We start from the raw sequence: 25,966 nt of genomic DNA on the forward strand, positions 1-25,966 counted from the left end.
AATCCCATGCATGAGAAAACAAACCAACCTTATAAGCGGGCTATATTGTCATTGCGAGGGGCTTGCCCCGCGGCAATCCCATACATGAGAAAACAAACCAATCTTATATAAAAGGAAAACATAAAAAGAAAATGCAAAAACTCAACGAAGAATGCGGAGTGCTCGGGTTTTACGACAACGACGGCTACAACGTGGCGCACATGCTCTATACGGGAATGTTTGCGCTTCAGCACAGAGGACAGCAGAGTTGCGGCATTGTAACCAACGACGACGCGCATCTGCACCAACTCAAAGACAAAGGTCTTGTAAGCGAGGTTTTCAACGAACACAACCTCACCTCGCTTGTGGGCAATATGGGCGTGGCGCACGTTCGTTACGCAAAAGAGGGCGACCTTCTCAAAGAGAACGCGCAGCCGCTTGTGTCGCGCTACTGCAAAGGCAGTATAACTCTTGCGCACAACGGCAGTATAGTGAATGCCAAAGAATTGCGCGAAGAGCTTGAGATGGGGGGCGCAATCTTCCAGTCCACCAACGAAACCGAAGTTATAATGCACCTTATAGCCATTGCGAGAACGCGCGTTAAAAGCATAGAGCAAGCCGTGCTCAAAGTAATGGAGCAGATAGAAGGCGCGTACAGCATGGTGCTTATGTCGCCGCGCAAAATCCTCGGCATACGCGACCCGCAAGGCTTCCGCCCGTTGTGCATAGGCAAAATAGGTAACAGCTACATACTCGCGAGCGAGAGCGTTGCGCTCGACGTTATGCGCGCCGAATTCGTGCGCGACGTAGAGCCGGGCGAGGTGGTGCTTATAGAAGAGGGCGGCAAAATCACGAGCTTTAAGAATTTTTGCGGAAAAAAGCCGAGTTTGTGCGTTTTCGAATACGTGTATTTCGCCCGCCCGGATTCCGTGATAGACGGAGTGAGCGTGTACCGCACCCGCATAGAAACGGGCAAACAGCTCGCGCTTGCGCACCCCGTTGAAGCCGACCTCGTAATAGGCGTGCCCGACAGCGGAACGCACTTTGCTCACGGCTACGCATACCAAAGCGGCATACCGTTCGGCGACGGACTCATAAGAAACCGTTACACGGGCAGAACTTTTATAAAGCAGACCCAAGCCGAGCGCGAAATGGCGGTATCCATAAAACTCAACGTGCTCAAAGACAACGTGAAGGGCAAGCGCATAGTTATGGTAGACGACTCCATAGTGCGCGGCACGACGAGCGCGAACCTTATAAAAATGCTCAAAGACGCGGGAGCGAAAGAGGTGCACATGCGCGTGGCAAGTCCGCCGTTTTTGTGGCCGTGCTACTACGGCACCGATATCCCCAGCAAAAAAGAGCTTATGGCGGTTAAATACTCCATAGAGGAAATACGCGAAAAACTCGGGGCGGACACCATAGGCTATTTGCCCGTAGAGGCTCTCAAAAACATAGGCTTGCGTTCCGATTTCGGCTACTGCGACGCCTGCTTTACGGGCAACTATCCGGTAAGATAAGTTTTGTGAGTTCCTCACGGCGGGGATTGCTTCGTCGTCCTGCGGACTCCTCGCAATGACATAGTGACCGCCGGACTCCTCGCAATGACGGGAGGAAACTGTCATTGCGAGGGCATTTATGCCCGCGGCAATCTCCTGCATGAGAAATGCAATCCCCGCAACAAAAATAATAATGCAAACCAAAAAAAACTCCCCCGAAAATCCGCGGGGGAGTTTTTCGGTGCGCCCGTATACAAAAAATTTATAAAAAACTCTTGACAAGTCGAATAATATGTAGTATCATATATATGTCAAACGATTGACATGTATATGTCAATCAATAGTCGCAAAGCGTATGCGGGAAATAGCCGAGATGAGGAGGCTGTGAATGTATATCTTGGAAAAGAGAGATAGCAATTCGGACTACGGAAAAAGGCAGATATTGGCGGTGCAGGAAAAGTTTAAGGTTTTTGTGCCGGCTTTGGCTTTATTGCTTTCGGGGTTGCTCGCGCTTAATATAGCGAACGTCGCGCTCGATTTCATGGCAGTGTACGTGTGTGTGTTTATCGACGCGATAGGCGTAGGGATAAGTATCGGGCTTGCGCTTTCGCTAATAAAAGGGAATACGCGGCAACGCAATCTGTTTGAGCGGATTGCGGAAAAAGCCGAAACGGCGGCAACGGGCGAGGAGTCGAGGATTTTGCGTTACGCATCCGATTCGGACGGAATATTGAAAAGAGCAAATACGGTGCGCGTAACGGAAACCGAAAATAATTATGTGATTTTGCCATTGTTGCCCGAATACAAACATAAACTTTTTACGCATTATGATTTTCGCGGAGATTTCGGAAGATTGATTTTGCCGAAAGACGAGTATACTTTATTAGAAGAAGAGAGCAATATAAATTTCGTGTCGGATAAAGCCGAATTTAAGTTTACGACCACGGGCGATAACGTAAATAAACGTGCATAGCACGTAAAAATAGGAGGAACAAAGATGAAAAGAGTGTGTGCGGTAATACTTGCTACGATGTTGGCGCTTTGCCTTTTTGCTTGCGGAGGCACGGGCGACATAGCCGGCAAGGGCGAGTTTTTGGGGCTCAAAGACGGCGAAGAGTTTACGACCGACAAAGAAATATCTATAAGCTTTATTCGCCCGCGCGGAAACGACGCGCAGGAAACTTGGTGGGATACTACCGTAGACGCGTTCAATACCGAGTATGCGGGGCGCATAAAGGTGTCGAGCGAGGTTCTCGTGCGCGGCGACAACAGTTCGTACGAACAGCAAATCGGCTTGCGCGTGGCGGAGGGATTACCCGACGTGATGTATATGGACGGACCGTATGTAAGCAACTGGGCGTATAACGGTATGATAATTCCGCTCGACAACTATATTACCGAAACTTATCTGACCGATTTCATGGACTACGTGCTCAATCAGGGGACGTATAACGAGCGGCTTTACGCGTTGAGCATAGTTGACAGTACGATAATGGTATTTTACCGTAAATCGTTCATGAACGCATTTTTGGCTACCAATCCCAAGTTTGACGCCGACCACAGCGCGATTTCGCTTCCCACGTCGCCCGAAAACGCATGGACGTTCAATCAGCTTGCCGAGATAGCCGCCAAGATGACCACAAATCTCGAGGGCAACAAAAAGCGTTACGGATTGAGCATAACGGGAGATAAAACGGAGTGGATGAGTTATGCGTTCTCGCCGATGTGGAACGGGAAAATTTTGGGTGACGACGCTCTTACCGCTACCGGCAATCTCAACTCCGCAAAGGGGCTCGAAGCAGGCAACTATTTGCGCAATTTGAGAAAAAATGAAGCAATCAATCCTTCGGCGAGCGGCACCGATTTTTACGACGACGGCGTTAAAGAGGGAACTACGGGCTCGGTCTGCAAAGCGGCAATGTATTTTACGGGTACGCAGAATATTACCAAATTCAACGAATTTACGAATATTGCCGAAGATTGGGACGCAACGTATTATCCGCGCAACAACGACGGGAGCTACTCCGTTCCGTGCGGAGGTTGGACGCTTGCCATGAGCAAAGACTGCGCGTCGGGTAAACGCGTAGCTGCGGTTGAGTTTATCAAGTATCTTACGAGCGTGCAATCTTGCCGAAGCTTTGCGTCGCAAACCGCTTCGCCTCCTGCGCGTAAGTCGCTTTATGACGATATGGACGAATACAAAGACGGCTCTGTCGTGCAAAACGGAGCGTACGTGCGCATAAAGGAGCAAATATTCAAGGCCGCCGCGCCGCGTACCAAGACGGTGGCGTATGCCGAGTTCAGTCCGCTGCTTGCAAAAGCTCTCAACGAAATCGTTTCGGACACAAATCCCAACATTCAAGAAAAGCTGAACGCCGCCGCCACAACTATAGACAACAAGATAAGACAGGCGAACTACAAGTAACGGAGGGCGTATGTTGGAAATATCGAAAAAGAAAACTTCGGCGCGGCAGCGCAGATACGACGTCACGGGTTGGCTGTTTTGCCTGCCGGCGGTGGTGTTCGGATTGATTTTTTTGATAACGCCCATTGCGCTCAGCTTCTTATTCAGTTTCACCGACTACCACATGTTGCGCGGGCTAAACGCATTCGTAGGCTTTAAGCATTATGCGGAACTGCTGAAAGACGCGGTTTTCGGCAAAGCGATACTCAATACGATTAAATTCGTAATATTCGTTGTACCGCTTCAGTGCGGGCTTGCGCTTGTGCTCGCGTTGCTCGTGAACCGTACGGCAAAAGGCTTCGGCATATTCAAACTCGCATACTTTGCGCCGGTGATTACCTCTATGACCGTTGTCGCGTTGCTGTTCATGAATTTTTACGATACGACCGGGCTCTTTAATCTTTTGCTCGGAGCGGTAGGGATAGACGCGCAAGGATTTTTGCATGACCCTAACCAAGCGATGTACAGCATAATATTCATGTCGGTTTGGCAGGGCGCGGGCTATCAAATGATAATCCTTTTGGCGGCGTTGCAAAACGTACAGCCGGAACTGTATGAGGCGGCTTCTTTGGACGGCGCGAACGGTTGGCAGAAATTTCGCAACGTGACTCTTCCGGGCATATTGAGCGTAGGGAGCTTTGTTTTGCTCATCACCGTGATAGGCGCGTTCAAGCTGTTTACTCAGCCGTATATCATGACGCAAGGCGGTCCGGATAACTCTACCATGACTATAGTGCTGTATATCTACGAGCGAGGCATGACGGATAAACTCATAGGCTACGGCAGTGCGATAGCCATGCTGTTCACGTTCGCGTTCATTGCGGCGAGCGCGATAGGCAAAGGCGGCGGCAGATTGGTCTCGTTCTACCGCAAAAAGCGAGACGCATATATCGAGGAGATGATTTGATATGGAAAACACGTCTAATCTTCCTCTTGTGGAAAAATCGCCGCGTACGGGCGCAAAGGCGCGTAAAACGGCTGCGCTTGCCGTGCGGTATATTATAAACATAGTTCTCGGCATATTGTTTATCTCGCCGCTTTTGTGGATGTTCGTAACGGCGTTTAACCCCGTTCAGGCGCTCGGCAGTCAAATCACGTCTATAACCGAATTTTTGCCCAAAACGCTATCGCTGAATAATTTCAAAGCTGTGTTTACGCGTATACCCATGGTAAGGTATTTGCTCAATACGCTTTTGTATGCGCTCGGCACGGTCGTACTTGTGCTTATAGTCAATTCGCTTGCCGGTTATGCGCTTGCGAAAATTCCGTTTCGCGGACGCGGCGCCGTGGTAATGTTTATAGTAATAATGCTGACCATTCCTTTTGAGGGCATAACGCTGTCGCTTTATATGGTGGTAAGCAAATTGCAACTTCTAAACACTCCTTTTGCGGTGATACTGCCCTCCGCCATGAGTTGCTTTTACATCTTCATGTTCAGGCAGTTTTTTACAGGCATTCCCAACGCCGTTATAGAGGCGGCGGAAATAGACGGTTGCAAACCGCTTACCGTATTTTTCCGTATCGTGCTTCCCATGGCAATGCCCGTGTTCGTCACTGTGTTTATTCTCGAATTTTTCGGTAAGTGGAGCGATTATTATTGGCCTATGCTCACGCTCACGAACTCGGATTTATGGAATATTCAGATAGCCATAGCCGACTTCAATTCACGCGCAGAGCACTACGGACAGTTTATGGCCGCGCTTACGGTTTGCACCTTGCCCATAGTGATACTCTTCCTGTTTTTGCAAAAGTATTATATACAGGGTATAGCTACGCAAGGTATTAAAGATATGTAAAATCGTCGCCCGAACGGCGCAAAGGAGTATGTATGCACAATAAACCCGTTTATCATTTCGCACCCGTTAAAAATTGGATGAACGACCCGAACGGAACGGTGTATCGTGACGGAATATATCATTTGTTTTATCAGTACAATCCCGAAGGCAGTTCGTGGGGCAATATATGTTGGGCGTATGCTACCAGCTCCGATTTGGTGAATTGGGAGCGCAAGGGCGTTAAACTTGCGCCCGAAACGTGCAAAGGCGAGCAGTACTGTTTTTCGGGTTGCGTATTTCCGCAAGACAACGGATATTTGATGGCGTACACTTCCATAGGCTACGAGCCTTGGGCTATACAGGAGCGCGCCCGTCAAAGATTTGCTTTTGCCTCCGCGGATTTTTCGCGTATCGAGCGACTGTACGACAAAGATTTGAACGAGAGCAGTCAACCTTTTCCCGTTCGCGAGTGGCGCGACCCGTTCATTTTTTCGTATAACAGCGCGCATTATCTATTACTGAGCGGGATTTGTTGGAGAGACGGCGGAGCCGAACACAGCGTGCTTTTGTACCGCGCCAAAAACGCGGAATGCACAGAGTGGGAATTCGTGAACGTGTTGCTTACCGAAAAAGACCTCGTTATAGAATGCCCCAACATGCTCGTGGAAAACGGAAAAGCCGCGCTTATATATTCGAGCACTACCGACCGCAAAGTAAAATACGTTGCGGGGGATTTCGACGGCACAAGACTTTGGGAACGCAATCGCGGCGTTGTGGATTGGTCGCTCAACTGCTACTACGCCACCAATTTATCGGCTTACGAAGACGGAGGCGCTGTGCTCTACGGCTGGTTGCAGGAAAATTTGAAACACGGAGATTCGCCCGACGGCACATACAGCGGCTGCTTGGCAATGCCGAGAAAGGTGCGTATAGACGAACGCTACCGTTTGCATTTTGCGCCTGTGGAACGGTTTTGTTCGTTGCACGGCAAAGAGTTGCCGTTCGAGAACGGCGACGTTGTTTTCGACGGCGTAAACGCTCACTTACTGTTCGAAACCGAAGGAGATTGCCGCGTTCGCATTACGGAAGGCGACAGAGAATATATAACCGTGCGCGTGCGCGACGGGGAGATTATCATAGGCAGAAAATCGCGTTTTCAAAATGCGGTGGAAACCGAAGAGCGTATTTACATCGGCGGCAACAAGCACAGGATAGAGGTGTTTGCGGACGGCTCGGCTACCGAATTTTTCGTGGACGACGTGGCGGCGGTAAGCGTGAGAATGTACCGCAATCACAAGCCGAACAAATTGCTTTCCGTAAAAGAGGGAAAAGTATTAAACGTTTGCGCATTTACCATGCGAGCGGCTGAAATAAAAGGAGAATAGAATATGAATAAGGGAAGAAAATGGTTGATAACGGCAGTTGCGCTCATGATATTGAGTTGCTTATGCGTTGCATGTTCTAAGCAGATTGCCGTGCCCGACAATTTGCCGTACGGAGACGTAGACCTGTCGCAGGAAACGGCGGCGGGGTTGGAGAGCGCGGCGCGGTACAAAACGCGTTTCAAAAACGGAGATATCAACATAGGCGACGTTATGCCGTATTATCACGACGGCATATACAGTTTCTTTTATCTTGCGGAAACGGGCAGCCACCCCGTTTACCGTGCGGATACTACCGATTTCGTCAATTTCGAAGATAAGGGAGAGGTTCTTGCCGCGGGAGCGCCCAACGCGCAAGACGCCATGATAGGCACCGGCAGTATAGTAAAAGCGGGCAACGACTACTACTTTTTCTATACGGGATTTAAGAAAGACAATCCCGAAGCAATCATGCTCGCCAAGTCGAGCGGCAACATAGACGATTTCGTAAAAGTAACCGATTTTATTATAAAAGCCGCCGACGTAAACGGGTGCGACCTCGAGGGTTGGGATTTGCGCGACCCGGAGGCATATTACGACGAAGAAAACGAGCGGTTTGTTTTGCTTGTTTCGGCGCGTAGAAGCGACGAACCCGTTATAGCGAAGTTTACCGTGTCGCTCGATTTGTCTGTTGTGACCTACGAGGGCGTAATATATTCCGACGCTCGGTTCGGCGCGAACGTGCTCGAATGCAGCGACCTGTTCCGCATGGGCGACAAGTGGTATCTCACCTATTCGGTTCAGGACGTGTCGAACGGCGGCAACGACGGAGCGAATTCGGTGGAAGCCGAGCTCGGAAGTCAGGGCAAAGTGTTTTATGCGGTTTCCGACGGCATAGACGGACCGTTTGAGCGCGTTTACGACGCGGCGCTCGACAGTCACGCGTTTTACGCCGCCAAAAGCATACAGGACGGAGCGAATACTTATCTTGCCGGTTGGATACGGCAAAAGAACTCCAACATAGGCTGGCAGTATTTATGGGGCGGCAACTTGCAAGTGCATCAGCTTACGCAGAACGCAGACGGCAGTCTTAACGCGTCTTTACCTCAATCGGTGCGCAATTATTATTCGGTCGAGCGTAAATTGGACGGTGCGCTCGAAGCGTACAACGGATTCGATATGATAGCCGAGAGCAAAGACTATCATACGGTGAGCGCCGAATATCCCGAATATCTTCTTCACGCCACGGCGAGTTTCGACGCGGATACGACCGAATTCGGTTTTGCGCTCGGCGTAAGTTCCAATACCGCCAATATAATGGAAGTTGCGTTTGTGCCGCATGCGAACAAAATGCGCAGTTCCATGGCGGGGCGGCAGGAACTTTGCAGTAAAAATATCAGGCTTATTGCCGGCGAAGAATACGACGTAACGCTGTTGGTCGAAGGGTCCGCCGTTACGGTATACGTAAACGACAGCGTGGCTTTTTCTTCGCGTATCCGCAATATCGGCAATAAAAAACTCGCGGTATTCGCCAAAGGCGGCAGCGTTACTATGAAAGATTTCCACTTGTATACGCCGTCAAACTATGCCGATACTCTTTCGTCGGGATACGGAGATTTTACCGTTTACGAAAACGGAGAGGCTAAAAAAGGCAACGTAAACAAATTGAACGTTTCTTCGGCCGCGCCCGCGAGAGCGGAATACGTTTCGCCCGAAGATAATTTTCTGCGTTGCACCGCGGCGGTTTGTTCCGATAAGGCGGTAAACGTGAAAATCAAACTCGGAAACAGCGTGCTTAAAGAATACGGTACGCAGGCGGGGAAAGTTTCGCAAACGAGCGTTGCCGCATACGCGGTTAAGGGCGATAAACTTACCGTGGAATTTACGTCGGACGAAGACGCCGTAGTTTGGACGAACGTATCGGTAGAGACCGACAAGCGCGCGTTCGCGGCGGAAACGAAAGCCGAAATAGCAAACGACGGAACGGCGAGTTATACTGCGGGCGAAAGCGGCGTATACGAATATGTCGCCACTATGTATTACGCGGGAGAGATTATCGGAGAGCCGGTATTCGAAGCGGGCGAAAGCGGTCGGGCGGCTGTAACGAATAGCGCAAGACTGCTTACGCTTCGCGGCGCCGTAAAACTTAATGCGGGAGAGAAATTCGACGTTGCGTTGCGGTACGGTGAATTCGTATCCGAGACGGGCGCGCACAACATTGTGCTCGCTATACGCGGGGGGGGGAATAAAGATACCTTTGCCGCGGGAATAGGCACGTATACAAAGCCCGTATCCGTGCAAAGCAATGTTGTGAGCGAGATAGTGCCGATGTTTGAAAATATCGAATTTTCGGGCATACGCGAAATGTCGGTTGAGATGAACGGCGACGTTTTCGGCGAGCAGGGCAAATGCGGATTTGTGTATGCTTACGGCAAGGCGGGCGACGAGCTCAAGCCCATGACCGAATACAACACGAACGGCGAAACGTGGGAATACAAGCATAAAGCGCCCGAAGCCAACGACGCGCTTGAAATAAAGGCGGACTATATGAAGCAGGGCGGAGACTACGTTACCGCCGTTATATGGGTAGCGCCCGCAGACGGATATATAGATTTTGTAGCCGATTACGAAAGCCACACCGAAAACGTGCAAGTTCAGGCGTTTCGCAACCGAACGCTTTTACACGACGTTTTCTTGAAAGACGCGGGACGCGCGGATATCGCGCTTCTCGGAACGGAGGTAAAGAGCGGCGATTGTATAATACTTGCGGTTCGCGCCGCAGGCAGAAGTACGGGCGAGAGCGACGGCAACTATCATATCAAGATAGGCAAAGGCAATTCCACCGTGCCTTTCGACCCTTCGGCTCCCGTTATAGCGGACTATGCCGCCGACTACAACACCGAGCGGCAGGGCGATTACGGCTGGAAATACGCAACCGCGTCGTACGGTTGGGGACCCGAGCGCATAGACGGAATTACGCTCCTTGGCAAGAGCGGCGAAAGTTGGAGCGGAGGCGGAGCGTCATTCGACGCGCACGGAAAAGCGACGGGCAATCTTGCCGCAATTCTTTGGGAAAATTATACGTCGAATAAAATAGCGGTTCACATACAAGGTTCGTTCGATATATTGCAACCTACGGCGCTACGCGTTTGGATAGTGAACGCGAACGGAACCGGCAAAGAAAAAGTACAGGAAATATTCGCAGAAACCGCGGGTAAGAAATCTTTGCGTAATGCCGCGTATTCGCTTGACGCGGGAGAGAAAATCGCTTTCGTGTTATGCGACGTTGCGGGCAGTACGCCGCAATGCACCGCGGATATCAGAGTGGCAACGAAAAACGGCGTTATCGTAGATACGGCTGCGTTTAACGGCGCTCTTAATGCGGCGCGGGCAATAACAAACGGCGGCAACTCCGACGGCACGTACACCGAAGAAAGTTTCGCGGCATTGAAAACCGCGGTGAACGCGGCAAACGAATTCGCGCCGAGCATATCCGAAAAGTCGTACGCCGAAATTTCCGAGGCAACGAAAGCTCTCGAAACCGCGCTAAACGGCTTAAAACTCGATACAAGGGCGGCGAGAGAAGAACTGAAAAACTATATAGACGAAGTGAAGCATTTGGAAAATCTTGGCTCGCTCGTAGGCAAGGTGCAAGAGTTTAAGTCCGCGCTCTCGGTTGCCCGCAACACACTCGCAAACGAGGGAGCAACAAGCGAACAACTTACCGAAGCCAAAGACTTTCTTGCGGCGGCGAGAGCGAATGTGGCGGTAAGCGTAGCCGACAACATGACCGACAACATAGCGGCACAAGGCGACTGCGGCTGGATTGTCGCCAAGGTCGGTATGCAGTGGGACCCGCAAAAGCCCACCGGATATACCGAGCTTACGAAAGACGGAAACGTTTGGAAGTCGGGCGGCGATATCGCAATCGACGAGAGCGGTAATATTTACGGTAACGAAGTTGCGTATATGTGGCGCAATTACGGTGGCAACGTCACCTTATCCGTAAGAGGCACGGTTACCGTTAAAGACCAAAAAGACGATACGCGCAACAGATGTATTCGCGTATTCGTGTGGCGCAATAACGGAAATCACGAGCGTATACACGAAAGTTTCTTTGCCGACAGTAATGAATTTGCCGTCAATAATATGGCGCTCGCACACGGCGAAATGGTCATGTTTATAGTGTTCGATAATCATTCCGCTATGACGCTTGACTGTTCGATAGAGGCTACCGACGTTGTTACTATCGATAAAACGTCGCTTACCACGCTTGTAACAAATGCCGCCGCGCTCAATGCGGAGGACTACACCGAAGCATCGTTTGACGCGTTGACTGCGGCAAAAGAAGCGGCGCAAAGCGTACTGAGTAAAGATAATGCTACGGCGGGCGAAATGTACAGGGCGGAAACGGCTCTGCAGACTGCGATTGCACAACTCGAAAGCGCTCAATTGGCGGAGATTTTGCAAGGCAACAACGGTTGGACTGTAGTCTCTGCGGAAATAGAGTGGAGCGCCTCCCCTTCTAAATTAAAAGATATTAAAAACATTCCGCTTGAAAACGGTAAATTTTCGGGAAACGGAGTTACGGTACAAAATTCCAGCGAAGGCAAAGTGCTTGTTTCATCAAACGGCGGTGTTGCAATCGTGTATACGGCAATGCAAAGCGGAACGTATGTATTCGAGGGGAATTTGTCGGGTACGCGCGGCAACGGTAGGTTTTATGAAAAGAAAGGAGAAGCTTCCGATTATACCGAACTCGGGTTCTTCGGTGGTGGCTCCGAGATTCGCCGCGAAATAACTTTACAAGCGGGAGAAAGCCTTGCGATTCATTTCGAAGGTCCCGTATCGAATATGCTTATGTATCTTTCGGCGCAGCCGAGTTCGGCGGCATAAAAAAGCCGCCCGATAAAGGCGGCGAAAGAGCACATTGAAATGCAAGTATCAAGCGGTAGTACCCTCTACCAAACGCACCGGCACGGTGGTGATAGGCGGCGCGGATTCGGGTGAAAGTACGTTTTTTACAAGGGCTTCGGCAATGGCGGCTTCGTCTTGCGCGATTACGGTAATTTTCGGGTCTGCGAGAATACGCACGAACTGCGAGTTGTCGAAACCTATGATTTTCAAATCGTCGGGAACGCGTATGCCTTGAGATACCGCGTGGCGGTACAGTGCGTATGCAAGCATGTCATTGGAGCAAAACGCGCCGTCGAACGCGCCGAGTTTGCCCGAGAGACGGTCGGATACGAAAGAGTTGTAATACGAAAAGCCGAATTTGTCGTCGGTTTGGAACAGCTCGTATTTAACTCCGCAGTTATTGCAGTATTCGGCAAAACCGCGATAACGGTTATGCCCTGCAAGACGCGCGTTGGTGAGCGGGCCGGAGATGTGCAAAAGGCGGGTGCACCCTTTGTCTATGAGCCGTTTGGCGGCAAGTCGCCCTCCCTCGAAATTATCCGACGCGACGAGGGGGACGCTCTGCAAAATTCGGTCGAATGTAACGAGCTTAAAGGGAACGTGCTCGTAATGCTCTATATCGAGAGTGTGGGAGCAAACGATAAGACCGTCTACGCCCTGCCCGTTGAGTATGCGTATGTATTCCCGCTCGAGTTTGGGGTCGGTGTAACTGTTGCAAAGGAGCAGACGCTTGTCTCGGATACGGCATTGCCATTCCACTTGACTTATAAGTCCGCTGTAAAACATGGAACCCGAGTCGGGAACCAAAATAGCTATAATATCGGACTTACTGCTTTGAAGCGAGCGGGCTATGCGGTTGGGTTGGTAATTGAGCTGTTGCATCGCTTCGTATACTTGCTTGCGTGTGTTTTCGCTGATGTAGCCGCGATTGTTGAGCACGCGCGATACGGTGGTGGGAGTAACGCCGGCTATACGTGCTACGTCTTTGATACTTGACATAATTCATCCCTTATAAATGATTGTTACATTTCAAGCAATCGTTTGACAGCTTTGAATAGATTATAACATATTAAAACAAATTTGTCTATTTATAAAACGGAGGAGCTTAGCATGAAAATTCAAAAACGCATTACGGTTGTGTTGCTTGCTTTGGCAGTAGCCGCTTGTATAGCGGCGGCATTGCCCGCGATGGCTTTTGCGGCGGAAGTAGTCGCGTCGCCGCATATCGAGCAATACCGCCCTCAACTTGCCTATACGCAGAACGAGCATTGGAACAACGACCCTAACGGTTTGTTGTACGTGCCGAATGCGAACGGCGAGAGCGGCACGTATCACATGTATTATCAATACGCGGTGACGGGCAACAGGTGGGACGCCATGCACTGGGGGCACGCAACGAGCAAAGATTTGGTGCATTGGCAAGAGCACGGCGTGGCTATCACGCCGCTGTGGGCCGGCGATGAAGCCTATTTGAAAGATAAGACGGTGCCCACCGGTCCGATTTTTTCGGGAAGCGCAGTGTATGTTTCGGAAGAACATAAGTCGCGCGGATATAAAAACAAAGCGGGATTTTACGCCGTGTTCACACAGCCCAAGACCGCCGAGGAGCGTGATGCCGAGGCGGACGCGGAGGGAACGACCGACCAACGCCAAACCGTGGCATATTCGCCCGACGGAGAAACGTTCGAACATTCCGAGTTCCGCGAAGTTCTCAAAACGGCAAACAATCTTACGGTGGGAGAAGGCGACGATAAACAAAATATAGGCTTGAAATATCCGGGCGATTTCCGCGACCCCAAGGTGTTTTGGCATGAGGGGCTCGGCAAATGGATGATGACGGTGGGCGGCGGCGAGATTGTGCAGTTCGCGTCCGATAATTTGCTCGATTGGGACTATGTGGGCACTACCGGTTTTTGGGGCGAATGTCCCGATTTATTTCCGCTCGAAACACCCGCGGGATTGCGGGGCGTTTACGGCGAACAAACTTGGGTGCTTGTGATGTCGCCGGAGGATAAAGCGCAATCCCACGAATACAACGGCACAACAAGAGAAACGCATGAGTATCCAAACGAATATTACGTGCTCGGCACATGCAACGAAAACGGTTTGTTTTCCGCCTACGATGGCGAAACCTTGCGCAAATTTTCTTTCGGTTTGGACAGCTATGCGGTGCAGACTTTCAATAACGTGCCGAACGGGCGCAGAATAGGCGTGAGTTGGGCCGCAAGTTGGAAGACTGCGGACGATTACGCCGAAATGGGAAGCGGAGGCTTGCGCGACAACTGGAACGGCGGCATGACCATGCTGTACGAGCTTGCGCTCGAAGAAATCAACGGAGAATTGGCGCTTACGCGTAATCCGGTAAGCGAATATTCGGCATTAAGACAAGGCGAACCTTTATACAATAACGAAAGCGTGACCGTAAGCGAAGAAAATATTTTGAGCGGAGTGAGTGCTTCGCTTGCCGAAATCGATGCGGTGCTCGACGTATCCAATACTACGGCTACCGAGGTGAAGTTACGGCTCGCCGTTTCCGAATACGAGCATACCGATATACTGTACGATATTCAAAATCAAATTCTTACGGTATATCGCGGCAATTCTTCGCTGGCGGCATCGGATACGGCAAGATACAGTGTTCCGTATTCGGCTCCGCTTGCTCCGCATGACGGCAAAGTGCGCATTCATGCTTATCTCGATTGGGGCAATCTGTTCGTGTCGGGCGGTAAAGGTGAGGCGAGCGCCAATGTGGCGATATTCCCGTCGCTGTACAGTAACGGCATGTCGCTTACGAGCAACGGCGAAATTACCGCAAGCGTGACCGTGTACGCATTAAACGGAATTTGGAATAATGAGGATGCAAAAAGCGAATTCGATTCTTTCTATATAAGCGCAAGCGAAGAAACGATTTATGTAGGCGACACGCTTACGGTGCTTGCCTGCTCGCCCAACCCCACATTTTCATTATCCGACGTGACCTGCGCGGCGGACGGCGACGTCGTATCGGCGGAAAAGCGCACCGACGGAAGTATTGCGATAACCGCACTTAAAACGGGGAATGCGGTTGTTACGGTAAAATATAACGATAAAGAGAAGCAAATAAAAGTAGCCGTGCTTTCGGGAGAAGTCGATTCCGATTTGGAAATTACAAACGTATACGCGGGCAAGTGGACGCGCGACAAAGGATTTGTGGGAAGTGCGAGCGGCGACGGATTTATATATTCGGAAGATAAATACACTTACTTTTCGCTCTCCGCTACGGTTACGGCGCGGAGTAACGGTGCAACGGCATTCGGATTTATGTTTGCCGCAGGAGATAATTACCACACGTATTATTGTGCCAATTACGATTATGCGGCGCGTGAAGTCAAGCTGTGGATGAGCGGCGGCGAATCAATCGCTACGTATCCGCTTGCGCTCAGGCGGGGCGAGCCGGTAAACTACAAAGTTACGGTATACAACGGCGAAATCAATATAGCGGTGAACGGACAAACGGTGATAGTTGCCAATCACGGACTGTATGAAGGCGGGCATTTGGGGTTGAACGTATACAACGGCGAATTCGCTTTTAACGATATTCGCATTGCTTCTATCTACGGCGCGGGCGAGTCGGTGCGTGAAAACGTGGGAGACGCGGCTTTTACGGTGCGTAATCTTACCGATAAGACGTATCTTACTGCCGATGATTACACGGTGGAGGGCGGAGTGTTGTCGCTTGCGTCAAGCTATATTTCATCGCTTGTCGGCGGCAACAAATACGATTTCACTATATGTTTCGAAAACGGTAAAACCTCCGCATTTACTCTCTATACTTATTCTGCGGTGCAGATTTACGACAGTTACCGCACGCTCGGCAACGGCGACGCGCTTACGCTCGCGGTGTCGCTCGGAATGGCGAATATAAAGAACGTAATGATAGACGGAAAAGACGTGGAATATGTTTTCGAAAATTCCGCGCTTACGATAGGCGGCGGCATAATTTCCGCGCTCAGCGAGGGCGACCATACCGTGCGGATTTTTACTGACAGCGGCGCGGTCGATTTCGTGTTCGGTTACAAAATAGTGCCGCCCGAACCGGTGGATAAAACGGGTATGGCGATAAGCGTGATAGCGATAGCGGCGGTAGGTTGCGTTGCAATAGCTTTTACGGCGTATTGGATAGCGGCAAGAAAGCGTAAAGACGGAGAAAATAAGGCATGTTAGCGGTATACGGCGAAATATTGGCGGATATGATAGGCAAAGAACAGAACGGAACGCTTGCATACGAACGGTATGCGGGCGGCGCACCGTTTAACGTGGCTTGCGCGTGTACGCGCGCCGGCGGCAAAGCGGGGTTTACGGGCTGTGTCGGCGATGACATTATAGGCAGGTATCTGGTGGAATTTTCACGGGAGCAGGGGTTGGAACTTGCGGATATTTCCGTTCTTCCCGACGTGAATACCACGCTCGCATTTGTGGAGCTTTCGGCGGACGGGGAACGCAGTTTTTGTTTTTACAGAAAGGGGACCGCCGATTATAAGTTGCAACAACATACGCTCGCTTATATAAAAGATGCGGATATCGTGCACCTCGGTTCGCTTATGCTTAGCGAACCCGAGGGCGTCGCATTTGCCGACAAAGCCGTAGACGCGGTGAAGAAAGCCGGTAAGAAACTCAGTTTTGACATAAACTACCGCAACGATATTTTTCCTGACGGTCGGGTGGCAAAAAAGATATACGCAAAATACGCCGAAGCCGCGGATATAGTGAAATATTCGGAAGAAGAGCTCGAAATGTTTACCGGCATGAAAGGGATTGACGGAATAAACAAGTTGTCGCGTTCGGATAAACTCGTGTGCGTTACATTGGGCGGCAATGGCAGCGTTTATGCGATAGGCGGCAGAGTGCGAACGGTGCCGAGCATAAAAGTCAAACCTGTAGACACTACGGGAGCGGGCGATGCTTTTTACGGCGCGCTTTTGAGTAAGTTGGACGGAAAAGATTTTGCCGCGCTTTCCGATAGCGAACTATACGATATTTTCCGCTTTGCAAACGTGGCGGGCGCTCTTGCCACTACCGCCCGCGGCGCACTCAACAGTTTGCCCGCAAAGGAAGAAATAGAAAAATATCTTAACTGAACGCGACGATTGCAAGCGAAAAGGCATTGCAAATCAATTACACTTATGACGATATTCGCAAGCGGTAAGAGCATTTCCGCACGCTTGACCACTCGAAGGCGAAAACCGCAAGGCATTGATTGACGCGTTTATTTATCGCGTTGTGCTGTGCGACTATAAAATAAAAGTGATTTTCAATCTGAAAAGCGGGAAGAAAAACGAACTGCTTTTGAATTTGTTTTTCCCGAGACCGACGGCAACGGCGACGATGACGGGAGCGAAGACAAAAACAGCGCAAAAGAAAAAGAAACCGAAAACTCGGTTTCTTTTTCGTCGGGATATTCGTATACCCATGTTATGGTGCGTCCGCCGAGGCTCGAACTCGGACCGAAGGCGTCGGAGTTAGCAAAATTTTCCACAATATTTTGCAAAGCACATTATATTGTGCTTTTTCTTTTATTTCATTTCTATATATTGTGTATAGCTTTTATAAAATCTATACCCTTTCATAACTTTTACAGCATCAGGGTGTATATCGGGTGTAGATTTTCAGGGTGTATATTTATGAATTAGGGTGTAGATTTTGAACAGCGGTCTATCTTGTGAAATAAAAATGCGTAAATACGCAAATTTTCCGAATTTATCTTTTATCGGACTAAAATCAAAAAATATGTGGCAATACGCAAATTTTCCGAAAAAGTCATTGACTATGCGGAGAGGTTGTGCTATACTATCATTGTGATTTTTTGCGTCGATACGCAAATTTTCCGAAAGGAGCTTTGACATGATAGAGAGAAAAAGATATCTCGATAAACTTATCCGTAAAAAAGAGAACGGCCTCGTAAAGGTAATCACCGGTGTTCGTAGATGCGGTAAATCTTATTTGCTGTTTGAATTATATCATAGCTATTTGAATTCCATCGGGGTTGATGACGAGCATATTATCGAGTTGGCTCTTGACCTCGACGCAAACAGTACGTATCGAGATCCGTTTGAACTCGGCAAATATATCCGTAGTAAGATTGTCGATAAAGACAAAATGTACTACGTATTTTTGGATGAGATTCAGATGGTAGAAGAAGCTGTAAATCCGGACGCTCATTCGGTGGAAATTAAAATAGGCTTTGTTGATGTTGTGCTCGGACTGATGAAAATCAAGAACGTGGACTTGTATATCACGGGTAGCAACTCCAAAATGCTCTCGACAGATATCTTAACACAGTTCCGTGGTAGGGGAGATGAAATTCGCGTCAATCCACTTTCCTTTGCAGAATTTTATTCCGCTTACAAGGGCGATAAGCATGAGGCGTGGAAGGACTACTACACTTACGGAGGCATGCCGCTTATCTTAAATCAAGCAACTCACGCAGATAAAAGTAATTATTTGCGTACACTTATTCAAAAAATTTACTTGGATGATATTCTGGCGCACAATAAAATTAATAGTGATAGGTCTGTTTTGGAAGATTTAATGAATACGATAGCTTCTTCTGTTGGTTCGCTTACAAGTCCTTCAAATCTAGCAAAAACTTTTTTGAGTGTAAAAAACAAAAAAATAAGCGAAGAAACAATTTCCAAATATCTTGATTTTTTTGTAGACGCTTTTATTGTGTATAAGGCAAGGCGCTATGATGTGAAGGGCAGAAAATATATCGGCGCGCCTCTTAAATATTATTTCTCGGATATCGGACTTCGCAACGCTTGGCTCAATTTCCGTCAGACGGAAGAAACGCATATTATGGAAAACATTATCTACAACGAGCTTCTTGTTCGGGAGTTCGACGTGGATATAGGTATTGTGGAGCATAATTATCGCGGCGAAGACGGCAAAAGCAAGCGCAAACAGCTCGAGGTGGATTTCGTTGCCAATCAAGCGGACAGGCGTTATTATATTCAATCAGCGTTATATGTCGGCACGACGGAAAAACGTTTACAAGAAACTAATTCTCTTAACCGCATTGACGATTCGTTCAAAAAGATAGTCGTAGTCAAAGACGATATTATTCCATGGCACGACGAAAAAGGCGTCTTGTACATGGGCATTGAACAATTTTTGTTAGATGAAAGTGCTATGGAGCTGTAAAAAAGTAACAGATTTTAATCCATAATAATTGCTTTCAACAATGGCATAAGGAATAAAGAGTGACATCAGAAAATGAAATATGCTATCAATAAAGAAAATGAAATAATTTGGGCAGATGATTATAATCCTAGAAATCAATGGTTGGAGAAATTGCTGTGCCCCTGTTGTAAAGAACCAGTAAAGTTTGTGCGTGAAAGCGCTGGAGATCGGTATAGAACTGCTCATTTTAGACACAAAAGTGGCAAAAAATCACAAGATTGTGAACTTTACATTCCTTTTAGTGGAAGCTACAATATTGGAAATATAAAAAGAAGTCAGCTTGCAACAGATAACCTTGCTATGTGTGTTAATGTCAAAAATAATTTCTTTCAATTCTATATTGCAATTACTTTTTCAGAAGAGGATTTAATTGATTATGAATCGCAACAAGCTACGTTTAAATTATCGTATTGGGCGAATGAACGTCCGTTCAATGAAACACGCCTTATAAATCATGCGCAGTTTTCAGCAAATCACCAAGGGAGTTTCCCCTTAAATATTGGTTGTAAAGATGTGTTATTTAGTATCAACAATACAGAAAAAACCATTTCATGTGCAAATAATACAACATATTATCGCATCAATGAAGCTGAATCAGATGACGATTCAATATGGGCACGACAGATTGAAAAAGACAGCTTGACACAAAGTTTATATATCGGGGAACGATATGTGTTGGTTGTGCCAAAATATTCACCTTTAAGAGATATATACCATATAATTCAGTCTATTACCACAGTGTCAACATACGATTTATATATTGTGGAAATCAAAGAATATAACGATAAGACAATTGAGATTTGTGAGAGTCAAGGGTATAATTTAAAAGAAGTTCGAGAGCAGTTTGGCATATTATGGCCTCCGGTAAAAAATAACAATGGTTACTTTGAAGCCAACTCTAATAATTTATGTGTAATGTCAAATATTGAACTTGAATCTGGCAAAAATATCAATTTTGACAGTCTAACATTTGAGGATGATGTTTATTACGTTTGTTTTGATAGAGGATTAACAATTAGTGGCGAATTGAAAAACATTAGATGCGTATTTGTGGAGTCAAGTGAGCCTATATATAATGCATTGCGCATTGAAACTGTAATTTGTAAAGAGGTATCCATAGACTCGGCTCAATATTATGCAAAAATTGTTTGGATAACTTTTGGAATCAGCGGAATCATCAGTTGTTCAATAGACATCTAGGTATTCAGTTACTTAATTGGGTAAAGAATGGCGAGGAACCGACGGTAAGCTCTATAGAACAACAAGTAAAAGAATTGTCCCCACTGGTAAAATTGTTAGAGGATTATGGCGAAACAATAACATACAATGGCAGTAGTATTGTTTATAAAACGCAACAACTAAATGTCATACCCTCGCTGCTACATAAGCATAATGATACAGAGAAAGATATATATATTTCGAGTCATGATATATCCGATTGGTTGCCTGAAACTCTAATGAGAATTAAAAAATAAAATACAAAAGGCTTGGCAGACTTTGTTTCACTGTTATAATAATAATTTGGAGGCAATATGATTAGTTCTCCCTTACGATATCCTGGAGGCAAAGGACGTTTATACGATATAGTCAAACAAATTATGCAAGACGGTAATTTTATGAATCGTACATATGTTGAACCGTTTGCAGGTGGTTTTGGTATAGGCATACGTCTTTTGACCAATCATGATGTGGATAGCATTATAATAAATGATGCCGATAGGCATATATACGCATTCTGGCACTGTGTTTTTTTTGATACACAAAATTTTGTTGAATTAATTAGGAGTACAGATATTACTCTTGAAAATTGGGACGTGCAAAAAAATATATACAATTATGATAATGAAGCTACAGTGCTTGAACTTGGATTTTCAGCGTTTTTCTTAAATCGAACCAACTATTCTGGCGTATTAAGTGGGGGGCCGATTGGTGGAAGAAAACAGGATGGTAAATATGCCTTGGGGTGTAGATACAATCGAGAAGATCTTGCTCATAGAATTGAGATGCTAGGACAATATCGTAATCAAGTTGAAGTGTATAACTATGATGCAATTGAGTTTATTGACAGGATAGTATTGCCACGAGCAGGTCAGCTGTTTGTAAATTTTGACCCGCCATATGTCAAAAAGGGACCAGTATTGTATAGGAATTATTATTCTAAAGAAGATCATGTAAATCTTGCTCAGCATATACAGCAACATATGGCAAATGCGCAATGGATTATGACATATGATGATTGTCAGATAATACGTCAATTGTATGAAAGATATCAACCGGAACAAATAAATTTAATGCACTTTGCGGGAAGGGCAAAGATGGGAAAAGAACTGCTCATAAAAAATGTGTAATGATATATTACTACCAAATAGGCAGGGATTAAATTAATTTGTATTTGCAGGATTATAAAATAACACTGTAAATGATACTCAAAATGATACTGCAAATTTTGTCGGTGTAAACGTCGTAGTAAATGACGGATTGCTTGGTTGGTACGGTAAATGTAATCAGAAATGTCATCATAGGTGTTACCATTTATAGTGCCATTTATGACACTATAAATGGCACTATAAATTTTTGAATTGAAGCTAATAACAAGTTAACGGTGGAGTAAGTTCTCAAATGAGAAATATTTATAAACCCATACAAGATAAAGAAGTCGTCGTGGTTGTGGACGGCAAAAGCGTTACGTTCACCAACGAGAAGGGACAAGCTGTTAAGTTTTCGGCAAGTGGCGAAGATTTTTCTATCAAGTATAACACGGGTGCGCTCGGTGAGGAATATTGTATTGTTGATGGCGCGTGCGCATATACCGAACCGAATCCGAAAGACTTTGTAAACGGCAACACTTATACTGCCTACTACATTGCATATTTCACAGAACGAAAATGCCATAGGGCGAACGGAACGTGCGACCATTACGACGAAATGTACGTGGAATTGAAGACAGATGACGGGTATTATTCCGATATCTTACTACACTCCACTAACATTACCGTTTTTGTGGACGGGGAAGAACAGCCGCGTCCCAAGCGGCGCATATTTGCGGGATATTACAAGCGCTATGACGGTATGCCGTTTTACGTTGTAGATGTGGTGCGTGATTTTGAAACGCGTCGGGAAATCGTTATTTGCAGACATGACGACGGAAAGGCAAACGGATACTTTACGCTTACAATGGAAGCGTTTTGCTCGAAGGTTGATTATAACGGCAAACAGATAAAAAAGTATTTCCGCGACACAAAGCGCGAGAAAGCGGGAGAGCTTACTTGCGAGATGTTAGAAAACGACGGTTACCGCACTCCCATTCGCAAAGAGAAAAAAGAAGATAAAATCCGCTATCGCGGAACGGCGACCACATATACCGATTACGCCAAAGATTTATGTACGCATTATGCAATAGATTTGCGCACTTACGAGCTTTGTCAAAAGACGAAAAAGCTCGTTGGCGTTAGAAACAAAGACGATTATATTGCTTTGAAAGAAGATTTGCTGTTTATAAACAGTTGCTTGAAAACGACGCTGAAAGAGTTTTGCGATTATTTCAAAGAGCGCTTTTACGAAGGGAAATCCTTGCGCAAGTATGCGGAAGAACACGGTATCAATCGCGGTAGCGCGGACTATATTCAGAAGAAACTGATCGCGGCACTTGCGGAGAATTTGGAAGCGCGAGATGCCGCCGACGGTGAATGTAGACTTAGTAAAAATTTCGGAGATGAAGAATGACAAAAGAAGAATTGACGGAAATTGTAAAACTTGCAGACAAGACAGCAATCGACTCCAAATTGGAAAAACGTGGCTACATATATTGCAACGGGCATAAGAAACTCGGCAAAGTCGGAATTGTATCTCTTGTACAAAGTGTTATCTGTGAAACGGAAGATTATTCGGACTACGAGCGCAAGCATTTGTATAGCGGATGCATATGCGGCAGCGTAGCCGGTTATGAAAATTACGAATTTATTTTTGTCGAAGTTTACGATATAAAAATATCAACCGATCCGTTTGACAACGAAGAAATTGCCAGACAAACGCGAATGGATGTTTGGGCGAAGGAGTTGTAAATGAACTATACTTGCAGTAATTGTCCCTATTGCCAAAGGACAAATGATTTGTGGACGTGTTGGTGTACATATTGGAATAAAGTTGTGCGTATCGGCGAAGGCTGTACCGTAGACGAAGAATAAAAACAATAACTGAATACTCCCTTTAAGGGCGGTTGCTAAGAGAAGCAACCGTCCTTTTTTATGTCATTTTTCTGTACTTGCGAGTGAAGCCGCCTACCAAGTGAAGGGGCTTGTTACATGCGAGCAAAAAAGCATTATGACAAAATTCTGTACAATTCCATTCTATATGTTTATTGAAGAGACTTGATGATAAAATCTTTCAAATTTATTTTTTAGGGCTCCCAAAAAGTATCGAAGAACTTTTTGGGAAGAGGAGAAATTACGGAGCGAAATTGCAATTTGCGCAAAGCGTAAATTGCTTTAAGCGTAGTAAATTTCGACGAGGAGGTGATGCGTATGCGCTGAGATAAAGACTTGCAAGCGGTCTATAAATGCTTGCGACAAATAAAACTTTATGGAGGAATAATGGAACAGAAACAACTTACACAATTTACCTTTTACGACTTGTATTGGGATTTAATCAAACAGTCGGACGACAGTGCGGCGGGCAGATTGATACGGAATATCTGCAAGTATATGTTTACGGACGAGCCTATAACCGAGCCGCAGGACGACAAAGAAAACTACTTTTGGAGTAACATTGTAGACGTGCTTGACGAGGACAAGCAGTGCGAATTAAGCGGCAGAATCCCCAAAACGCTCAACCGCAAAATGCGGCACTTCACTTTTCTCGATACGTACTACAAGGCTGTCAAACTGATAACCGAAGCGGAAAGCGGACAGTACGTAAAAACGATTTGCGACTACATATTTGACGGTACGGAACGGAAATTGAAACCGCCTGTTGACGCATACTTCGCGCTTGCCAAACGGAAATTGTCGCTTGCAAGAACGAGAAAGAAAGTCGGCGCAATCGGCGGAAAATCGGAAAAGCCTACTCCCGCTGTTACGCTCGGAAAGATAAAATCTGACTTTCACTTATCGGGCGAATTATATAACAAGGACGAGTATTTGCGCGGCATTGATTTAGCCAAAGTATATGCGTTTTTTAAAGCTAATCTGCCGATGGAAGGGCGCAATATATACCGCGCTTTCGAGGATTATAAACGTGCAAATAGTGTGTAACTTTTGAGAAGCAAATAGCCAAAAAATCGGTATTAAAACGTGGGACGAAGTAGGCAGGATAAGGGTTTTGCATTTTTTGATGCAAAACCCTATTCGGGCGTAGCCGAATGCGAGACGGGAAACCCGCCCTCGACGAAGACCTAAGCAAATAAATTTTAACTTATAGGAGAAACAACTTATAGCAAATCAACCGATAGTTTTTAACATTCAATACACGCCTTACAGATTGCCCAAAAACGCAACCGAACAAGATATTGTAAAGCACCAATCGGACAGAGCGTTTTATGACTTGTCGGGCGGAGAAAATCATTTGAAGTACATAGCAACCGAAAGCAAACGTGCGGGCAAAATTACCGCTATTGACTACTTTCAAAAATGCACGGGTATCTTCAACAAAAACGGTATGATATCGGCGGAAGAATTGGAACGAATGAAAGTCCGAGCGCAGACGGGCGAAAAGAATTTATGGCACGGTTTTATTTCGGTGGACGAAGAAAATTCTCACAAGATAGACAGTCCCGAAAAGTGTATTCATTTAATAAAACGCACGTTCGATTCTTTCTTTCGCGATATTGGTTTCGACCCGAAGAATATCGACCTAATATGCGCCTTACATTTGGACAGACCAAAGAATTTACATATTCACTTTGAGTTCTGGGAGAAGGAGCCGAAACAAAAGTATCGTAAAAAGCTAACCGAGTATCGGCACAAAGGCAAGATTCCGCAAGCCGTGATAGACAAAATGCACGAGCGGTTAAACTTGTTTTTAACGGACGAACATATCTATCATTCGCGCGACGAAGCGTTGCGGCAGTTGAAAGAATTATCCGTAACGCACGGCTTTGAGCGGTTCTGTGAAAAGGAGGCGCGCCGTGAGATTACGGCGCTTGCAAAGGACTTGCCTATCGGTGCAAAAATTTTTTACGGGCACAAGGATATGGAGCCGTTTCGTCCACGCATAGACAAAATCATCAACCTACTGTTGCAGACAAGCAAACCGGCGCGAAAAGCCGACCTGAAATTTCACGAAGACTTAGAAGATTTGAAGCAAAAAGTACAAGCGGACAACGTCTTGGAGGATATAAAGGCTGACTACATACGCCGACAAGGAAACATTGTTTTGAACGCTGTGCGAACGATACGTGCCTATACGCCGAGACGCACCACGCGGGGAAAAGTAAACGATAAAAATTTGAAGCGACGAGCGGGAATTCGTACACGGGTTTTCGGGCGCACAATAAGTAAACTCTTTTCTTCTTTCGGTGAGCAAAGCGAATTGCTGGAACGCGACTTCTCCCACCGTTTGCAGGATATCGAGAAAGAAATCGAAGAACAGCGTTTACAGGAACAAACAGCCGAAAGCGCTAAAACAAATTCTAAATGGAATTGGGGGAAATAGCATGTAAAAAAATAAGCAAAAGTCGTATTAACATCATAAATTTGCTTGACTCTTTCCTTGCCTCACGCTATAATAAAAATATAGAAAGTCGTATGCATACGACGC

18 protein-coding genes are annotated in these 25,966 nt (G+C 46.7%); 16 read left to right on the forward strand and 2 right to left on the reverse strand.

Annotated features, from left to right (window positions below; genetic code table 11):
- Positions 1 to 131 precede the first annotated feature (131 nt).
- The 7 genes from purF (at position 132) to NFR55_RS02240 (ending at position 11,974) form a co-directional block, all read left to right on the forward strand.
- Complete coding sequence (gene purF / locus NFR55_RS02210) at positions 132 to 1,499, forward strand: amidophosphoribosyltransferase (RefSeq protein WP_251545795.1); 1,368 nt, start codon at positions 132 to 134, stop codon at positions 1,497 to 1,499.
- Between the two features lie 367 nt (positions 1,500 to 1,866).
- Positions 1,867 to 2,451, forward strand: coding sequence for a hypothetical protein (locus NFR55_RS02215; protein ID WP_251545797.1), 585 nt, complete (start codon positions 1,867 to 1,869; stop codon positions 2,449 to 2,451).
- Between the two features lie 24 nt (positions 2,452 to 2,475).
- On the forward strand, positions 2,476 to 3,903 hold the full coding sequence (locus tag NFR55_RS02220) for an extracellular solute-binding protein (protein ID WP_251545799.1): 1,428 nt from the start codon (positions 2,476 to 2,478) through the stop codon (positions 3,901 to 3,903).
- Positions 3,904 to 3,913: 10 nt separating this feature from the next.
- Positions 3,914 to 4,849: a carbohydrate ABC transporter permease gene (locus NFR55_RS02225; protein WP_251545801.1), complete on the forward strand. Its 936-nt coding sequence runs from the start codon at positions 3,914 to 3,916 to the stop codon at positions 4,847 to 4,849.
- Between the two features lies 1 nt (position 4,850).
- On the forward strand, positions 4,851 to 5,738 hold the full coding sequence (locus tag NFR55_RS02230; protein WP_251545803.1) for a carbohydrate ABC transporter permease: 888 nt from the start codon (positions 4,851 to 4,853) through the stop codon (positions 5,736 to 5,738).
- Between the two features lie 32 nt (positions 5,739 to 5,770).
- Positions 5,771 to 7,102, forward strand: a complete 1,332-nt coding sequence (locus NFR55_RS02235) for a glycoside hydrolase family 32 protein (RefSeq protein WP_251545805.1) — start codon at positions 5,771 to 5,773, stop codon at positions 7,100 to 7,102.
- 3 nt (positions 7,103 to 7,105) lie between these two features.
- On the forward strand, positions 7,106 to 11,974 hold the full coding sequence (locus NFR55_RS02240) for a hypothetical protein (protein ID WP_251545807.1): 4,869 nt from the start codon (positions 7,106 to 7,108) through the stop codon (positions 11,972 to 11,974).
- Positions 11,975 to 12,022: 48 nt separating this feature from the next.
- Here the strand turns inward: NFR55_RS02240 and NFR55_RS02245 are convergent, their stop codons facing one another.
- Positions 12,023 to 12,994: a LacI family DNA-binding transcriptional regulator gene (locus NFR55_RS02245; RefSeq protein WP_251545808.1), complete on the reverse strand. Its 972-nt coding sequence runs from the start codon at positions 12,992 to 12,994 to the stop codon at positions 12,023 to 12,025.
- A 111-nt stretch (positions 12,995 to 13,105) separates the two neighbouring features.
- Here NFR55_RS02245 and NFR55_RS02250 point away from each other — a divergent pair, with 111 nt between their 5' ends.
- Together NFR55_RS02250 and NFR55_RS02255 are read left to right on the forward strand one after the other, a co-directional pair.
- Positions 13,106 to 16,198: a glycoside hydrolase family 32 protein gene (locus NFR55_RS02250; RefSeq protein ID WP_251545810.1), complete on the forward strand. Its 3,093-nt coding sequence runs from the start codon at positions 13,106 to 13,108 to the stop codon at positions 16,196 to 16,198.
- Positions 16,192 to 17,112 carry a carbohydrate kinase family protein gene (locus NFR55_RS02255; protein WP_251545812.1) on the forward strand — a complete coding sequence of 307 codons (921 nt, stop codon included), beginning with the start codon at positions 16,192 to 16,194 and terminating at the stop codon, positions 17,110 to 17,112. Before NFR55_RS02250 ends, NFR55_RS02255 begins: the two co-directional genes overlap by 7 nt.
- A gap of 173 nt (positions 17,113 to 17,285) precedes the next feature.
- Here the strand turns inward: NFR55_RS02255 and NFR55_RS02260 are convergent, their stop codons facing one another.
- Entirely contained in the window at positions 17,286 to 17,510 is a 225-nt protein-coding gene (locus NFR55_RS02260) for a hypothetical protein (protein WP_251545814.1), read from the reverse strand.
- Between the two features lie 365 nt (positions 17,511 to 17,875).
- On the opposite strand from NFR55_RS02260, the gene NFR55_RS02265 reads away from it, so the two are divergent.
- The 7 genes from NFR55_RS02265 (at position 17,876) to mobL (ending at position 25,861) form a co-directional block, all read left to right on the forward strand.
- Entirely contained in the window at positions 17,876 to 19,174 is a 1,299-nt protein-coding gene (locus NFR55_RS02265; RefSeq protein ID WP_251545816.1) for an ATP-binding protein, read from the forward strand.
- A 72-nt stretch (positions 19,175 to 19,246) separates the two neighbouring features.
- Positions 19,247 to 20,413 carry a competence protein CoiA family protein gene (locus tag NFR55_RS02270; protein ID WP_251545818.1) on the forward strand — a complete coding sequence of 389 codons (1,167 nt, stop codon included), beginning with the start codon at positions 19,247 to 19,249 and terminating at the stop codon, positions 20,411 to 20,413.
- A 332-nt stretch (positions 20,414 to 20,745) separates the two neighbouring features.
- Positions 20,746 to 21,561, forward strand: a complete 816-nt coding sequence (locus tag NFR55_RS02275) for a DNA adenine methylase (RefSeq protein ID WP_251545820.1) — start codon at positions 20,746 to 20,748, stop codon at positions 21,559 to 21,561.
- 271 nt (positions 21,562 to 21,832) lie between these two features.
- On the forward strand, positions 21,833 to 22,936 hold the full coding sequence (locus NFR55_RS02280) for a hypothetical protein (protein WP_251545822.1): 1,104 nt from the start codon (positions 21,833 to 21,835) through the stop codon (positions 22,934 to 22,936).
- On the forward strand, positions 22,933 to 23,274 hold the full coding sequence (locus tag NFR55_RS02285) for a hypothetical protein (RefSeq protein WP_251545824.1): 342 nt from the start codon (positions 22,933 to 22,935) through the stop codon (positions 23,272 to 23,274). The genes NFR55_RS02280 and NFR55_RS02285 overlap by 4 nt, the downstream gene beginning before the upstream one ends.
- 528 nt (positions 23,275 to 23,802) lie before the next feature.
- The gene (locus NFR55_RS02290) at positions 23,803 to 24,462 is read left to right on the forward strand and encodes a hypothetical protein (protein WP_251545826.1); all 660 of its coding nucleotides are present in this window, start codon (positions 23,803 to 23,805) and stop codon (positions 24,460 to 24,462) included.
- 310 nt (positions 24,463 to 24,772) lie between these two features.
- Positions 24,773 to 25,861, forward strand: coding sequence for a relaxase MobL (gene mobL, locus NFR55_RS02295; protein ID WP_275556901.1), 1,089 nt, complete (start codon positions 24,773 to 24,775; stop codon positions 25,859 to 25,861).
- Positions 25,862 to 25,966: the final 105 nt, after the last annotated feature.

This window comes from Pumilibacter intestinalis, from assembly GCF_943193005.1.
Classification (GTDB): Bacteria; Bacillota; Clostridia; order Christensenellales; family Pumilibacteraceae; genus Pumilibacter; species Pumilibacter intestinalis.

Coding starts and splice junctions, on each gene's coding strand:
- purF (WP_251545795.1), top strand. CDS start 132: ATGCAAAAACTCAACGAAGAATGCGGAGTGCTCGGGTTTTACGACAAC.
- NFR55_RS02215 (WP_251545797.1), top strand. CDS start 1,867: ATGTATATCTTGGAAAAGAGAGATAGCAATTCGGACTACGGAAAAAGG.
- NFR55_RS02220 (WP_251545799.1), top strand. CDS start 2,476: ATGAAAAGAGTGTGTGCGGTAATACTTGCTACGATGTTGGCGCTTTGC.
- NFR55_RS02225 (WP_251545801.1), top strand. CDS start 3,914: ATGTTGGAAATATCGAAAAAGAAAACTTCGGCGCGGCAGCGCAGATAC.
- NFR55_RS02230 (WP_251545803.1), top strand. CDS start 4,851: ATGGAAAACACGTCTAATCTTCCTCTTGTGGAAAAATCGCCGCGTACG.
- NFR55_RS02235 (WP_251545805.1), top strand. CDS start 5,771: ATGCACAATAAACCCGTTTATCATTTCGCACCCGTTAAAAATTGGATG.
- NFR55_RS02240 (WP_251545807.1), top strand. CDS start 7,106: ATGAATAAGGGAAGAAAATGGTTGATAACGGCAGTTGCGCTCATGATA.
- NFR55_RS02245 (WP_251545808.1), bottom strand. CDS start 12,994: ATGTCAAGTATCAAAGACGTAGCACGTATAGCCGGCGTTACTCCCACC.
- NFR55_RS02250 (WP_251545810.1), top strand. CDS start 13,106: ATGAAAATTCAAAAACGCATTACGGTTGTGTTGCTTGCTTTGGCAGTA.
- NFR55_RS02255 (WP_251545812.1), top strand. CDS start 16,192: ATGTTAGCGGTATACGGCGAAATATTGGCGGATATGATAGGCAAAGAA.
- NFR55_RS02265 (WP_251545816.1), top strand. CDS start 17,876: ATGATAGAGAGAAAAAGATATCTCGATAAACTTATCCGTAAAAAAGAG.
- NFR55_RS02270 (WP_251545818.1), top strand. CDS start 19,247: ATGAAATATGCTATCAATAAAGAAAATGAAATAATTTGGGCAGATGAT.
- NFR55_RS02275 (WP_251545820.1), top strand. CDS start 20,746: ATGATTAGTTCTCCCTTACGATATCCTGGAGGCAAAGGACGTTTATAC.
- NFR55_RS02280 (WP_251545822.1), top strand. CDS start 21,833: ATGAGAAATATTTATAAACCCATACAAGATAAAGAAGTCGTCGTGGTT.
- NFR55_RS02285 (WP_251545824.1), top strand. CDS start 22,933: ATGACAAAAGAAGAATTGACGGAAATTGTAAAACTTGCAGACAAGACA.
- NFR55_RS02290 (WP_251545826.1), top strand. CDS start 23,803: ATGGAACAGAAACAACTTACACAATTTACCTTTTACGACTTGTATTGG.